Origin of the sequence: Nocardia sp. NPDC127526 (genome assembly GCF_042672265.1) — a bacterium.
GTDB lineage: Bacteria > Actinomycetota > Actinomycetes > Mycobacteriales > Mycobacteriaceae > Nocardia.
Genome location: NZ_JBHXVO010000020.1, coordinates 117,784 through 131,544, shown reverse-complemented (window position 1 = coordinate 131,544; position 13,761 = coordinate 117,784). Strand labels below are relative to the sequence as shown.

13 protein-coding genes are annotated in these 13,761 nt (G+C 68.5%); 6 read left to right on the top strand and 7 right to left on the bottom strand.

Annotation, left to right across the window (positions count from 1 at the left end; translation table 11 throughout):
• Positions 1-55: 55 nt before the first annotated feature.
• Positions 56-1,522, bottom strand: a complete 1,467-nt coding sequence (locus ACFVIV_RS27310) for a hypothetical protein (RefSeq protein ID WP_379201055.1) — start codon at positions 1,520-1,522, stop codon at positions 56-58.
• A gap of 311 nt (positions 1,523-1,833) precedes the next feature.
• Positions 1,834-2,826, bottom strand: coding sequence for a hypothetical protein (locus ACFVIV_RS27305; RefSeq protein ID WP_379201053.1), 993 nt, complete (start codon positions 2,824-2,826; stop codon positions 1,834-1,836).
• A 65-nt stretch (positions 2,827-2,891) separates the two neighbouring features.
• Here ACFVIV_RS27305 and ACFVIV_RS27300 point away from each other — a divergent pair, with 65 nt between their 5' ends.
• The 5 genes from ACFVIV_RS27300 to ACFVIV_RS27280 all read left to right on the top strand — a co-directional run bounded on the left by ACFVIV_RS27300 (position 2,892) and on the right by ACFVIV_RS27280 (position 5,930).
• Entirely contained in the window at positions 2,892-3,854 is a 963-nt protein-coding gene (locus ACFVIV_RS27300; protein ID WP_379201052.1) for a hypothetical protein, read from the top strand.
• Positions 3,855-3,952: 98 nt separating this feature from the next.
• Positions 3,953-4,513 (top strand): hypothetical protein, encoded by a 561-nt coding sequence (locus ACFVIV_RS27295; RefSeq protein ID WP_379201050.1) that lies wholly within the window; start codon positions 3,953-3,955, stop codon positions 4,511-4,513.
• Positions 4,514-4,545: 32 nt separating this feature from the next.
• On the top strand, positions 4,546-5,004 hold the full coding sequence (locus ACFVIV_RS27290) for a hypothetical protein (RefSeq protein WP_379201048.1): 459 nt from the start codon (positions 4,546-4,548) through the stop codon (positions 5,002-5,004).
• Between the two features lie 26 nt (positions 5,005-5,030).
• Positions 5,031-5,486 carry a hypothetical protein gene (locus ACFVIV_RS27285; protein ID WP_379201046.1) on the top strand — a complete coding sequence of 152 codons (456 nt, stop codon included), beginning with the start codon at positions 5,031-5,033 and terminating at the stop codon, positions 5,484-5,486.
• 75 nt (positions 5,487-5,561) lie between these two features.
• Positions 5,562-5,930: a hypothetical protein gene (locus tag ACFVIV_RS27280; RefSeq protein WP_379201044.1), complete on the top strand. Its 369-nt coding sequence runs from the start codon at positions 5,562-5,564 to the stop codon at positions 5,928-5,930.
• Positions 5,931-6,001: 71 nt separating this feature from the next.
• Here ACFVIV_RS27280 and ACFVIV_RS27275 read toward each other — a convergent pair whose 3' ends face one another.
• The 3 genes from ACFVIV_RS27275 to ACFVIV_RS27265 form a co-directional block, all read right to left on the bottom strand.
• The gene (locus ACFVIV_RS27275) at positions 6,002-6,691 is read right to left on the bottom strand and encodes a response regulator (RefSeq protein ID WP_379201042.1); all 690 of its coding nucleotides are present in this window, start codon (positions 6,689-6,691) and stop codon (positions 6,002-6,004) included.
• Entirely contained in the window at positions 6,688-7,935 is a 1,248-nt protein-coding gene (locus ACFVIV_RS27270; protein WP_379201041.1) for a sensor histidine kinase, read from the bottom strand. The genes ACFVIV_RS27275 and ACFVIV_RS27270 overlap by 4 nt, the downstream gene beginning before the upstream one ends.
• 166 nt (positions 7,936-8,101) lie before the next feature.
• On the bottom strand, positions 8,102-8,491 hold the full coding sequence (locus ACFVIV_RS27265; protein WP_379201039.1) for a winged helix-turn-helix transcriptional regulator: 390 nt from the start codon (positions 8,489-8,491) through the stop codon (positions 8,102-8,104).
• Between the two features lie 88 nt (positions 8,492-8,579).
• On the opposite strand from ACFVIV_RS27265, the gene ACFVIV_RS27260 reads away from it, so the two are divergent.
• Positions 8,580-9,233 carry an NADPH-dependent F420 reductase gene (locus tag ACFVIV_RS27260; RefSeq protein ID WP_379201037.1) on the top strand — a complete coding sequence of 218 codons (654 nt, stop codon included), beginning with the start codon at positions 8,580-8,582 and terminating at the stop codon, positions 9,231-9,233.
• Between the two features lie 158 nt (positions 9,234-9,391).
• Here the strand turns inward: ACFVIV_RS27260 and ACFVIV_RS27255 are convergent, their stop codons facing one another.
• Positions 9,392-11,419, bottom strand: a complete 2,028-nt coding sequence (locus ACFVIV_RS27255; protein WP_379201035.1) for a CocE/NonD family hydrolase — start codon at positions 11,417-11,419, stop codon at positions 9,392-9,394.
• A gap of 166 nt (positions 11,420-11,585) precedes the next feature.
• Positions 11,586-13,643, bottom strand: a complete 2,058-nt coding sequence (locus ACFVIV_RS27250) for a CocE/NonD family hydrolase (protein WP_379201033.1) — start codon at positions 13,641-13,643, stop codon at positions 11,586-11,588.
• Positions 13,644-13,761: the final 118 nt, after the last annotated feature.

The window sequence follows — 13,761 nt, the reverse complement described above, 5'->3', positions numbered from 1 at the left end:
CCCGGATTTCCGGTGTTCGCCCCCTGCGCGTTATTCCCCACTGCCCGCTCCCTGCTCAGTTCGTACTGAGTAGAAAGGCTAGCGGTCCCAGCGTCACGAAGACGCCTACGACGACAGCAATCACAGTGCTGAAAATGTCATCGGTCCGCCGCAGCACGCGCACGAGTGCGACCAAGCCCAGGATCACGATCATGGCGAGCATGAGGGCAACCCACGGGAGCACTTCCCACATGCGCTCGAAACCCTTGAACAGCAACATGCCCGCGACCGCGGCGCCCGTGCTCTGCCCGGCCAGCACCAGCCATTGGCGGCGGTTCTCGTCCTCCTCGGAGCGGCCCGAGGGGCGGGCGCCCGCGCCGGCGCGGGCGGTGAACCGCGAGGTGAGCGCCGACAAGCGCCCGGCCAGGGAGGTATCGGGCTCGTCGTACTCGTCGTGCTCGTCGAGCGGTTCGTACACATCGGTGTACCGATCGTCGTGCTCCGGCTCGGCGACGGCCACGCCGCCCTTGCCGCGGCGGCGCGAACCCGCGGCCCGCCGGGTGCCGCCGCGTCGCGAATCGCGGTCGGCGCGTTCGTCCTCGCGGTCGACGGCATCGCGTAGCAGATCACCGGCAACCGTCTCGCCGGAGAGCAGCTGCTGATCCTGTTCGGCGAGCGACCAGCCCGACTCCGAATCGTGCTCGTGCTCATCGCGTGCGGCGGGTTCGGGCACCGGACGTCTTCGCGCCGACCACGCGGGCAACCCGTTCGGGGCCCCGTTGCGGCCGCCGCGCTCGGCCCGGTCGTCCGGTGCGGCCCACTCCTGGCGCCCGGCGCGCTCGTCCCGCCACGGCTCGTCGGGCCGCCCACGCGGATCCTGACGGTCGTGCGGGTCCTTTTGCCAGGGCTGGTCCTGCTGCCAGGACTGATCCTGCTGCCACGGCTCCTGCTGATGCCAGGCCTCCGGCTCGCGCACTTCAGCCTGACGCTGCTCGTCGGCGTGCCGGCGGGCCGAGCGCGACAGCGGCGGCGCGGCGGGCGCCTGGGCCTGCCCGGGATCGAATCCCGGGGCGCGGCCCGGAGTGTGCGGTAGCGGTCCGGGCTCCGGCACGGGCGACCAGGCGGGCGCGCTGTCGCGGCGGGCCTGGGCGGCGGCGTCGGGGCGGAACGGCCGCACCTCGGTGGTCTCGTCGTCCGGATCGAAGCGGCGACGGCGACCGCCCTCGCCGCGCGGCGCGGGTGCGGGCGGCTCGGCCTCGTCGAGCCGGGGCAGCGCGAAGTCCGAATCCAGCGGATCGGGCTTGCGGCGACGGCCGCCGCGCGGCTGGTCCAGGCCCGGCCCGGAATGTCCGTTGGCGGGCGGTGTTTCGACGGGCGCCCAGTCCGATCCGCTGGACCAGCTGTAACCGGCCGGCTCGGGTAGGGACGGCGGTTCGGGCGCGGACCGCTCGCCGGGGGCGAGGGGGTCGTAGTACGAGATCGGCCCGGAGAGCGGGGAATAGGCGGGCTCCGGATCGGGTACCGAGTAGGAGGAGTAGTCCAACTGCGGCGCTGCGGGAGCGGAAAAGTCTTGATATTCCGGAAAGTTCGAGTAATCAGAAAAATTCGAGAAGTTCGAATAGCTTGAATTGTCCGATTCAATCGGCGCAGGATCGGGCACGGCCTCGGCCGGAGCATCGTCCGGCGCGGCATGAGCGGACGAGCCCGCCCGTATCTCCGGCATGTCCCCGGTCAGATCCTGGACGGAAATTCCTCGCCCGCTCCGGCGTCTGCGCCCGCCGCTGCCGGAGGACGCCGCACCCTGCTGCCCATTGCGCGCCAATAGTTCGGCGACGGACAGCTGACTTTCATCGGTCATCGAGACACCGTTTCGATCGTGCCCGACAAGCCGTCGTTGGGGCTGTCGGCTATCGGTTCGCTATCCAGGTCGGTATCAAGTTTTCGCAGGATCAATCCCTCCCGCAGTGCCCAGGGACAGATTTCGAGCGTATCCAATGACAATGCCCGCATACTCGCCTCCGCGACCAGCGCGCCGGCCACCAACTGCTGGGACCGATCGGAACTCACGCCTTCCAATTCTGCCCGGTCTGCCGCGGTCATTCTCGATATGAAGGCGATCAGCTGCCGCAGGCCGGAACTGGTGAGGGTACGCCGCACCCGCGGACCCGCCGTCGAGGGGGCCGCACCGGTGAGCCTGGCCAGCGATCGGAAGGTCTTGGAGGTGCCCACCGCCAGATCCGGGCGGCCCACGTCCAGGAGCTGCTTGGCGGGCAGCACCAGCTCGGCGTCGAGCCAGTCGCGCAGCACCGCCACCCGCCGCTTGCCCGGCGGATCGTGGCGCAGCCAGTCCCGGGTCAACCGGCCCGCGCCCAGCTGCAGCGAGAGGGCGATATCGGGTTCCTCGTCCGCGCCATTGCTCAACTCCAGTGAGCCGCCGCCGATATCGAGGTTCAGAATGCGCCCGGCGCTCCACCCGTACCAGCGGCGCACCGCGAGGAAGGTGTGCCGGGCCTCGTCCTGGCCCGTTAACACCTGCAGGTTCACGCCCGTCGCGGCGCGCACCTGGGCCAGCACCTCCTCGGAGTTGGTGGCCTCGCGCACCGCGGAGGTGGCGAATGCCATGAGCTCCACACAGCCGGAAGTCTTTGCGATGCTGGCGAATTCGCCGACCGTACGAGTCAGCCTGGCCGCGCCCTCGCGGGTGATGCGCCCGTGATCGTCCATGCTCTCGGAAAGCCGCAGGGTGGCCTTCGTCGAGCTCATGGGCATCGGGTGGCCACCGCGATGCGCGTCCACCACGAGCAGGTGGACGGTATTACTTCCCACATCGAGTACACCGAGCCGCACAAGAACACGGTACTGGGTGCGTCACGTCTTCAGGCCAGGCGACTGAGCTGTTAGCGTTCCGCGGTGTGACGGCAGGTGCATCCGCGAGTGGTCCGACCGGGCTGCGACCAGCGGCGAAGATCGACCCGGCTCCCGAGGTCGAACTCGACTTCCCCCGGGAATGGATCGAGTTCGTGGATCCAGCTAATGACGAGCACCTGATCGCGGCCGACCTGACGTGGTTGTTGTCGCGCTGGACCTGCGTCTTCGGCACGCCCGCGTGCCAGGGCATCATCGCCGGGCGGGAGAACGACGGCTGCTGCTCACACGGGGCATTCCTCTCCGACGAAGAGGACGGCAAGAAGCTGCACCAGGCTGTGAAAATGCTCACACCCGAGGACTGGCAGCTCATGGACCAGGCCATGGACGACAAGGGCAAGGTCCGCAAGAAGCTCTATCTCGAGGAGGACGACCTCGATGACGAGCCCGCGCTGCGCACCCGCCGGTTCGACGGCGCCTGCATCTTCCTGAACCGGCCCGGGTTCGCGAACGGCATCGGCTGCTCGCTGCACACCATGGCGCTGCGCAAGGGCCTGGAGCCGCTGACGGTGAAGCCGGAAGTGTGCTGGCAGCTGCCCATCCGCCGCACCCAGGAGTGGGTGGACCGGCCCGACGGGGTGGAAATCCTGCGCACGGTGATCACCGAATACGACCGGCGCGGCTGGGGTCCGGGCGGTTTGGACCTGGAGTGGTACTGCACCGGGTCGCCGGACGCGCATGTCGGGACGCGTCCCGTCTGGGAGGCTTACGCACCCGAATTGATCGAATTGATCGGCAAGCCCGCGTACGACGAGCTGGCGCAGCACTGCAAGCGCCGGCAGGGGCTGGGCATCGTCGCGGTGCATCCGGCGACGGTCATCGCCGAGGAGAAGGCCGCCGAGGAGGCCGCGCAGGCCGCGCCCGCGAAGAAGGCTCCCGCCAAGAAGCGGGCGGCCAAGGCGACCGGCAAGGCCACCGCCAAGAAGGCGGCCACCGCGAAAAAGGCGTAGCGACCTGGCACTAGTTTTCTGAAATCTCAATATTTCAGAACACGTTTCACTTACTGTGCACAGACCCACCCCGCGTGGGCCGCAGCACAGGAGAACTCATGCACATCACCACCTCCGGGCGCCGGATCGGCGCCGGGCTGGCCGGTCTCACCCTGGCGACCGCCACGGCCGTGGTCGTCGCCGTCTCGCCCACCGCGAACGCGAACGTGGACGCCATCACCGTCTCCAGCGCCATCCCGCAGGTCGGCGGCACCTACACGCTGCACGCCGCGCTGAGCGGGGCGTCGGTCGGCCTGCTCGTCTACTGGAGCGACAACGGCGAAAGTCTCACGCCCGCAGGCAAAGTGCCGTGGCCGCCGGGCGAGGCCAGCCTGGACTGGACGCCCCGCACCCCGGGCCGGCACATCATCACCGCCTCGCAGGGCAGCAGCACCCAGACCCTGGTCGTGACGGTCACCGACGGCTCCACCACGCCGCCCGCCACCACGCCGCCGACCACGACCCCGCCGGTCACCACTCCCCCGGCGACGCAGCCGCCCACGACCACCACACCGGCGGAGGAGACCAAGCCGAACAGCGGCAGTTCCGGCAGCGGCACCGGCAGCGCGAGCCGGATTCTGCGCGGCCTGTTCAGCGGCAGCGGCTCCGGCAGCAACTGACCGGCGCGGACGACACAGGAGAGCGAACAGCCATGCGCAATACACCTCAGCGAATCACCGCGCGCCGAGCCGGCGTGGGCGTCACCGGATTCGCCGCCCTGGCGGCGGCCGCCGTGCTGACGGCCCCCTCGGCCTTCGCCACCGTCGACTCGGTGACCGTGGACGGCTCCGACCACCGGGTGGGCACCGAGTACACCATCTCCGCCACCCTCAGCGGGGCGGCGGCCGGACTGCTCGTGTACTTCAGCGACAACGGGAACTTCATCGGCGGCGCGAAGGTGCCGTGGCCGCCCGGGCACTCGAGCATCGAGTGGACGCCGGATACCAAGGGACAGCACATCATCACCGTCGAGCAGGGCGGCTACACCAAATCGATCATCGTGAACGTCAAGGACGCCCCGCTCGGCTCGGGCAGTTCCAGCACCGGCAGCGGATTCGGGCCGGGCGGGCCGCTGGGCAGCGGCAGCAGCGGCACCACCCCGGGCAACTAGGCCGATCGAACAGGACAGGAAAACCCATGAGCACCACCATCTCCCGGATCGGCGGCGGGATTGCCGGATTGGCGACCGCCGCCGCGGTCGCCGTGTTCGCCGCGCCGCAGGCGCACGCGACCGTGGACGCGGTGAGCGTCTCGGGCAGCGCGCCATACAAGATCAATACCGAGTACACGCTGACGGCGGACCTCAGCGGCGCGGGCATCGGCCTGCTCGTCTACTGGTCCGACAACGGCGAGAACCTCACTCCCGCCGGCAAGGTGCCGTGGCCGGTCGGGAAGTCCAGCATCACCTGGAAGCCCAGCACCGAGGGTCAGCACCTGATCACCGCGTCGCAGGGCGGCAGCACCAAGACCATCGCGATTACCGTCGTGGATCCATCCAAGCCCACCGAACCGGGCAATCCGGGCGGAGGCGGCGGGAGCGTGGACAAGATGCTGGGCGGGCTACTCGGAAGTCGCACCGGCAGCGCGAGCTGACCTCGGCGGATGTCCGGCGAGTGAGTAGCCGGAAGTGTGCGCGCTACACGTAGGTCAACACTTATTCACCAATACGTGTTAGACATCGTGGCCATGATCAAGAAAACCTTCGCCGTGGCCGCCCTGGCCGCCGGAGCCGTGCTCGCCCTTGCGCCGGCCGCCGGCGCCGATAATGTCGATCCCGCCAAGTTCTCCGACGTCACCGCCGAATTCGTGCCCTACAACGATCTGAACGTGCTCAGCGCCAAGGAGAACGGCAAGCTGATCATCGTCAGCCCCTACGGCACCTCGGCGACCATCGCCTGCCGCGGCAACGGCAAGGACGTGGCCTACTACGACTGCAAGCAGCAGGACTCGCTGGGCTGGATCAACCTGCAGGAACAGGAGATCCCGGCGCTCGGCAAGGGCTGGGTCTACACCGGCCAGGCGGACCCGAACGCCTGATACGGACCCGCCCATGGACGCACAACGCGCCCGCTCCGGAATCCGGAGCGGGCGCACTGTATTTCGCGGGTCTACGCCTCCAGCTTGTAGCCGAGGCCGCGGACGGTCACCAGGTGTTCCGGCTTGGCGGGATCGGCTTCGATCTTGGAGCGCAGGCGCTTGACGTGCACGTCCAGGGTCTTGGTGTCGCCGACGTAGTCGGCGCCCCAGACGCGGTCGATGAGCTGGCCGCGGGTCAGCACGCGACCGGAATTGCGCAGCAGGTACTCGAGCAGGTCGAACTCCTTGAGCGGCAGGGTCACCGCCTTGCCGTTCACCTGCACGGTGTGGCGGTCCACGTCCATGCGGACCGGGCCCGCCTCCAGCACGCTGGTCTCACCGCCGTTGTCGGTCTCCTCGCCCGCGCCGCGGCGCAGCACCGCGCGGATGCGGGCGATGAGCTCGCGCGAGGAGTACGGCTTGGTGACGTAGTCGTCGGCGCCCAGTTCCAGGCCGACCACCTTGTCGATCTCGCTGTCGCGCGCGGTCACCATGATGACCGGGACGCTGCCGCGGGCGCGCAGCTGTTTGCACACGTCGGTGCCGCTCATGCCCGGGAGCATGAGGTCGAGCAGCACGATGTCTGCGCCGGACCGATCGAACTCGGCCAGGGCGGAGGGACCGTCGCCGACGACAGTGACCTCGAAACCCTCCTTGCGCAGCAGGAACGCGAGCGGATCGGCCAGCGACTCCTCGTCCTCGACGATCAGCACACTCGTCATCGGGTTGCCTCCACACCGTTGGTTCTGGCCCGTCCGAGGGAGCGCGGGCCGGTTTCCTTCTTCGCCGCCGGATTCCCGGCGGAAAGTCTCTTGTCGCCGTGTTCGGGATCGGCGGGGTGGGCCGGGATGCGCAACGTGAACGTGGACCCCGTGCCCAGCTTGCTCCACAGGGTGATCTCACCGTTGTGGTTGGCGGCCACGTGCTTGACGATAGCCAGCCCCAGCCCGGTACCGCCGGTGGCGCGCGAGCGCGCCTTGTCGGCCCGGAAGAAACGCTCGAACACGCGCTCCTGGTCTTCCTTGGCGATGCCGATGCCGCGATCGGTCACCGCGATGTTCACGCAGCCGCCGCGCAGCGATCGGCTCACCGACACGTGCGAACCGCGCGGGGAGTACGCGATGGCGTTCTCCACCAGGTTCGACAGCGCGGTGACGAGCAAGGTCTGATCGCCGAGCACTTCCAGACCGCCGGGGGCATCGGTGCTCACCGTGATGCCCGCGGCCTCGGCGGCGGTGCGGGATCGCTCGATGGCCTGAGTGACCACGGTGTCGACGTCGACGGCCTCGAGCTCCGGCAGCTTCTCCGCGCCCTGCAGGCGGGACAGCGCGATCAGCTCGGTGACCATCTTGCCCATGCGGCGGGCCTCGCCGTGCAGGCGCTCGCCGAAATGCCGGACCGAATCGGGATCGTCGGCCGACTCCAGCAATGCCTCGGCCAACAGGCTCATGGCGCCCACCGGGGTCTTGAGCTCGTGGCTCACATTGGCCACGAAGTCGCGGCGGGTGGCCTCCATGCGCGCCTGCTCGGAATCGTCGTCGGCGAAGAGCACCACGAAATTGAGGTTCTCCTGCGACAGCGGGCGGGCGACGCCGCGGACGGCCAGCCGGGCGCGGCCGGGCAGCGGAATCTTGGCGGTGAGCTCGAAGTCGACGTCGTTTCCGGTGGCCAGCACCGTCTGCACGGCGGCCCAGGCCCGCTCGTCGAGCAGCCTGTCGTGCACCACGCCCAATTCCTCGGCGCGCGGGTTCACCAGCACGACGTCCCGGTACTGGTCGACCACCGCGATACCGCTCTCGGAGGCGAGCACGATCAGGTCCAGCACCTGCGACATGGTCAGGCCCGGATCCGCGGCGGCGCGCCGCTGCTCTTGGCGGGCGTTCACATACGGGATGAGCAATCCACCGACAGCCAGTCCGACGACGGCCGCCAGGACTGCCAACAGCACGGCCTGTGGAACGCTCACACTTTGAATCGTACGGTCGCCGACCAGTGGTCAAACCCCGGGTGGGGGAAGTTTCACGCAGGTCACAGGCACTTCTTTGCTTGTTAGCCCGTCGTTTACGCATTGTTCGGACTGTGCGGGGCGGAATTTCGGCAGATTTCGGGCAACTGCGGTCGGCGCGTCGGCTTCAGTCCCCGGGATCCCCGTACAGGGCCGCGCGCACGGCGTCGCCGTGCGTGTCCGCCCAGGCGCCGAGTGCGAAAATCGGTGTCAGCAGGTCGATTCCGGCCGGGGTGAGGGCGTACTCCACCCGCGGCGGGGCCTCCGCATAACGGCGACGTTCCAGCAATCCCATCCGCTCCATGCGCCGCAGAGTCTGGGTGAGCATCTTCTGGCTGATGCCGCCGATGGCGCGCCGCAGTTCCACCGGGCGCAGAGGCCCGTCCCGGAGTGTGTAGACGATCACAGTCAGCCAGGAGTTCCCGAAGATGTCCACGGCAAGCCGGGCCGGGCAATCGGATTCGTAATCGCCGTAGGCCGGGAATTCCACTTGCCCGATATCCGTCTCGATCGTCACCGTTCCAGCATGTCAGCGCCGATGCGCACCCGCAGGTGCGCATCGGAATTCGTAGCGTCCGATTCGTAGGCACGAACTAGGGGTTCACATGCGAATCGGAATCATCGGAGCCGGGCAGATGGCGCGGGCGCTCGGCGGCGGCTGGGCGGCGGCCGGGCACGAGATCGTGATCGGGGCGCGCGATATCGCGCGGGCGGAGCAGACGGCGGCGGCCGTCGGCCACGGGGCGCGCGGGGCCACCATCGCCGCGGCCGCGGCCTGGGGCGAGGCGACACTGCTGGCACTGCCGGTCAGCGCGTTGACCGACGTGCTGTCCGAGGTCGGCGTCGTGTTCACCGGGCACACCCTCATCGACTGCGCCAATGCGTTCGCTCCGGACAGCGGCGGCTTCACCCTCTCCGAGGACGCCGTGGCCGAACGCATTGCGGCGACCGTGCCGGGGGCGCACGTGGTGAAGGCGTTCAACCTGTGCGCCGCCGAGGTCTGGGCATCCCCGCAGCGGGAATTCGAGGGCCGCACGCTCATGGTTCCGCTGTGCGGCGATGACGCGGCGGCCGTGGCGCGGGTGGCGGCGCTCGCGGAGGACCTGAAGCTGCGGCCGGTGCACGCGGGCGGGCTGCGGCAGGCCCGATACCTCGAAGCCGCATCGGTATTCGCCGTCGGCCTGTGGTTCGGCGGGCACGACGCGCGGGCGATGTTCCCGCCCTTGGAAGCGGCATTTGCCGTACCGGACGGCGAGTAGACATCCTGAGAAAGCCCTCTTCGTCATTCCGGCACGCTTTTGGCCGGAATCCACTGGGCGGTGGTGGATCCCGGCCAAAAGCACGCCGGGATGACAAGGGAGGCTGCGACCGGAGCCGGGCGCGCACAACGCTGTGCTCGCCCGGGCGGCGGCGGCAATCACCAACCAGGGTTGCCGCGGATCGGGAGGTTCACGTAGCTGGGGGCGTCCGGATCGAGCAGCAGGTGCTGCGGCCGGAAGCCGGTGTCCATGAGGATCGCGGTCGGCGGCAGCCCCTTCGGGAAGTTCCCGGCGTAGACGTCCACGCGCAGGCGGTGGCCGGGTTGCAGGACGGCCTCCACCCCGGGAATCGAGATGTCCAGGGGCACCGGCACTCCGGGCACGGTGAGCTGCCGGGTGTCGAGGGACAGATCCGGGACCGGATCGGTGAAGTCGCCATTGGCGAGGCGGATGCTGCGGGATTCGTCGATGGTGCGCAGGGAGGCGACGAGCTGGCCGGAGGACAGCGTCACCGAGGTGCCGTCGGGCGCGACGTCGTTGACGGTGGCGACCCAGTAGCCGTCGGCGGCGTCGTGCACGGTGTTGAGGTGTACGGCGATCGGGCCGGAGACGGTCGTCGCCGCGGCGACCGGCGCGCTGGTGAAGGTCAGGCCATTGGATTCCCAGATGCGGGAATCCTTTCCGCAGGCGTCGAAGACCGATAGCACGCCGATGGTCTGCTGCGCCGCGTCCCGCGAGCACAGTCCGGTCAGGCCCGGCGCGACGGTGAGGCGGGCGAGGTCGCCGGGCTCGGTCAGCAATGAGCCGTCGTGCACGCTGTGGCCGCCGGTGCCGCTGGGCGCGGCGGACAGGTACATGCGCTGGTATTCCGCGCCCTCCTGCGGGAAGTCCGAGGCGGTGATCCAGCCTCCGCCTTGCTCTTTCATGGTGATCGGCCCGAATTCGTCGATGCCGTTGTCGATCCCCTTGAGCCACTTGTCGAACCAGGCCCGCTGCAGCACATCCATGCGCGGCGGCTGTCCCGGCCGACCGGATTCATTACCGTTGGAGATGTGGTAACCGTCGCCGATGAGGATCTGTTTCGCGCCGGGGGCCAAGGGCATTCGCCGGTACACGTCGGCCTGTGAGGCGACGAAGACGTCGTGCCAGCCGCCGGTGATGAAGGCCGGCGCGGTGATGTTCTCGGGAGCGGTCTCCCAGGAGAGCCGGGTGGGGCTGTCGGCATCGAGCAGCTGGCGCACCCTCGGGCTCAATGAATCGATGTCGGGTTGCAGGAACACTTCCAGCAGCGCGTCGACGAAGGTGAACGGGTCGGCGAGCCGATCGGACAGCCACTTCATATCGAAGCGGCCCTGCAGCAGCGAGACCATGTCCGGCACCAGCTTGCCGCCGTTGACCGCCGCCAGCCACATGGGCATGAAGGTGACGCCGATGGCGCCGCCGGGCGCGACCAGATCGCGGAAGGGGTTGCGGCTGGGGACAACCGGGAAGATGGCCTGCAACGCGGGTGGTTGTTTCGCCGCCGCCTGCAACTGGTTGAGCCCGGAGTAGGAGACGCCGGTCATGCCGATATCCCCGGTGGACCAGGGCTGACGTGCAGCCCAGTCGATGGTTTCGATGGTGTCCTGTTGTTCCCGCTCCCCCAGCAGATCCCAGATGCCTTGGGAGAAGCCGGTTCCGCGCACGTCCACCACGACCTGGGTATAGCCGGACTTGATGAGCTGGCGGTCCACGGTGAAGGTGCGCATGAGCCCGCCGCCGAGCGCCTTGGTCAGATCGGTGAGCCCGGAGAACGGCGTGCCGGTGAGATCGATGTTCCGCGACAGTTGTTCGATGAGGCTCCACAGCACCGGCACCGACATCGCCGAATCGGCGATCATGGAGCCGAGTTTCGTGTAGGGCGTGAAATTCACGATGGTCGGCGTGGGCTCGGTGATGGGCCGCCCCGAGGCGTCGGCCGGGTGATACACATTGGACTTCAGCACGGTGCCGTCGCTCATGGTGATCGGCACATCCCACTCGATGTACACATTGGGATAAAGCTGTGGACTGTCATGCCCCGCAGCCCATTCCAGCCCCGCCGGGCCGCCGTCAGGTCCGCTCACCGCAGGCGTCGCGGCCGCTGCCGGCGCGAGCAGGGCGACCGCCGCGGCCATGGCCACCAGGGATTTCAGTAACAAGCGCATAGTGCCCCAACCACTTCTATGCCGATCAAAACCTACCCAAAAGTAGGGTGCGGCAGGAGCTTCGGAGGCGGATCGCCGAAAAATGGTGTAACTGCACAAAATAGAAAAACCCCGGGTGTGCACGCCGTTGTGCACGCCCGGGGAGTTCATCCCCGAAGGGACGGAATCACCAGCCGGTGTTCCCGCGGACCGGGATGTTCACGAAACTCGGCCGGTTCGGATCCAGTTGGATGTGCTGTGGCTTCAGGCCCGTGTCCAGGAGCATGGGCAGGATGGGCAGGCCCTTCGGGAAGTTGCCCGCGAAGACGTCCACGCGCAGCCGGTGTCCCGGCTGCAGGACGGCCTCGGTGCCGCTGAGCGGGATGTCGAGGGTGGTGGCCTCGCCCGGCACCACCGGCAGCTGCTTGTCCAGCGAGGTGAACAGGCGCGGATCGGTGTAGTCGCCGTTCTCGGAACGGGCGCTGCTGTCCTCGTCCACGGCCCGCAGCGAGGCCACGACCTGGCCCGAGGTCAGCACCGTGGAGGTGCCGTCGGGGGCGACGTCATTGACGGTGACGGTCCAGTAGCCGTCCTCGGCGTCCTGAACGGTATTGAGGCGCACCGCGATCGGGCCCGAGATGGTGGCGGCCTCGAGCACCGGGGCGCTGGTGAAGGTCAGGCCGTTGGTCTCGGCGATGCGAGAGTCCTTGGCGCAGGCGTCGATCAGCGACAGGAAGCCGGCGGTGGCCTGGGCGGCGTCGTTCGAGCACAGGGTGCTCAGGCCCGGGGCGACCGACAGGCGCGCGGTGTCGCCGGTGGCGTCGGCGGATAGCGAACCGTCGTACACGCTGTTGGCGGTGCCGCTCTGCTGCGCGGACAGGTACATGCGGCGGTAGCGGGCCGCCTCGTTGACGGCCGCGGATTCCCCGAAGCCGTGCTGGGTGATCCAGCCGCCGCCCTGCTGGCGCAGCGTCACCGGGCCGTAGGTCTCGATACCGTTGTCGATGCCCTTGAGGTGCTTGTCGAACCAGGCGCGCTGCAGCACGTCCAGCCGCGGCGGCAGGCCGGGCTTGCCGGCCTCGGCGCCGGAGGTGATGTGGTAGCCATTGCCCATGAGCAGCTGCTTCTGTGACCCGGCCGCCAGCGGAATCTCGTTGTAGATCTTGGATTCCGAGTAGGTGAACAGATCGTGCCAGCCGCCGACCACGAAGGTCGCGGCCCGGATCCGGCTCGGATCGCCCAGCCAGCCCTGTCGGGCCACCGAGAGATCGTTGAGCAGGCCCTGGACGCGCGGGTCCAGGTTGGCCATATCGGTGCTGGTGTACGCCGACATGAGCACGTCGAGGTAGGTGTACGGATCGCCGACGCGATCGTTGAGCCACTGGAAGTCGAACTTGCCCTGGGCGATGGCGGCCAGATCCGGCACCCACTTGAGGCCGTTGATGGCGCCCAGCCACAGCGGAATGAAGTTGAAGCCGAAGCCGCCGCCGGGCGCGAGCACGTCATTGACGAGGTCGCTGCCCGGGACGACCGGGAAGATCGCCTGCAGCGCGGGCGGCTGCTGCTCGGCGGCCTGCACCTGGTTGATGGCCGAGTAGGACAGGCCGTTCATGCCGACCTTGCCATTGGACCAGCCCTGCCGCGACGCCCAGTCGATGACCTCGACGGTGTCGGCCTGCTCGCGCTGGCGCAGCATGTCCCATTCGCCTTGCGAGAAGCCGGTGCCGCGCACGTCCACGACGACCTGCGTGTAGCCGGACTTGATGAGCTGGCGGTCGACGCTGAAGTTGCGCAGCTGGCCGTTGCCCGCCGCGTTCAGCAGTTCGCCGAAGCCGGAGATGGGGGTGCCGGTCAGGTTGATGGATCGGAACAGGTTGACCAGCGCGTCGGACAGGCCCGGAATGGCGAAGGCGCTGTCGGCGACGTTCGACACCAGCTTGGTGTAGGGCGTCATGTTCACGATGGTCGGCATGGGCGCGTCGATGGCGCGGCCGGAGGCATCCGCGGGGCGGTAGACATTGCCCTTGAGCACGGTGCCGTCACTCATGGTGATGGGCACGTCCCATTCGATGGCGACGTTCGGATACTGCTGCGGACCGTCCTCGGTCGCGGTCCAGGCCGCGCCCGCGGCGCCGCCGTCGGGGCCGGTGGAGGTGACTGCCGCATCCGCCGCGTTGATGGCGGTCATCGGGAGGAGCAGAGCGGCCGCGGCGGTGAAAACCGTGGCCCGTAGCGCGTGCTTCATCGAACGTGATCTACCTCTCGCAAATGGTCGAACGACCAGAGCATAGCTACTCAAAAGTAAGTTGCAAAGCGGGGTTACTGTTACCAGCTTTTGACGGGCAATACTTCGGCAAATTGAG

Bases quoted from the DNA above. Each gene is read 5' to 3' on its own strand.
- ACFVIV_RS27295 (WP_379201050.1), top strand. From the start codon at position 3,953: ATGCACATCACCACCTCCGGGCGCCGGATCGGCGCCGGGCTGGCCGGT.
- ACFVIV_RS27290 (WP_379201048.1), top strand. From the start codon at position 4,546: ATGCGCAATACACCTCAGCGAATCACCGCGCGCCGAGCCGGCGTGGGC.
- ACFVIV_RS27285 (WP_379201046.1), top strand. From the start codon at position 5,031: ATGAGCACCACCATCTCCCGGATCGGCGGCGGGATTGCCGGATTGGCG.
- ACFVIV_RS27275 (WP_379201042.1), bottom strand. From the start codon at position 6,691: ATGACGAGTGTGCTGATCGTCGAGGACGAGGAGTCGCTGGCCGATCCG.
- ACFVIV_RS27260 (WP_379201037.1), top strand. From the start codon at position 8,580: ATGCGAATCGGAATCATCGGAGCCGGGCAGATGGCGCGGGCGCTCGGC.
- ACFVIV_RS27255 (WP_379201035.1), bottom strand. From the start codon at position 11,419: ATGCGCTTGTTACTGAAATCCCTGGTGGCCATGGCCGCGGCGGTCGCC.
- ACFVIV_RS27250 (WP_379201033.1), bottom strand. From the start codon at position 13,643: ATGAAGCACGCGCTACGGGCCACGGTTTTCACCGCCGCGGCCGCTCTG.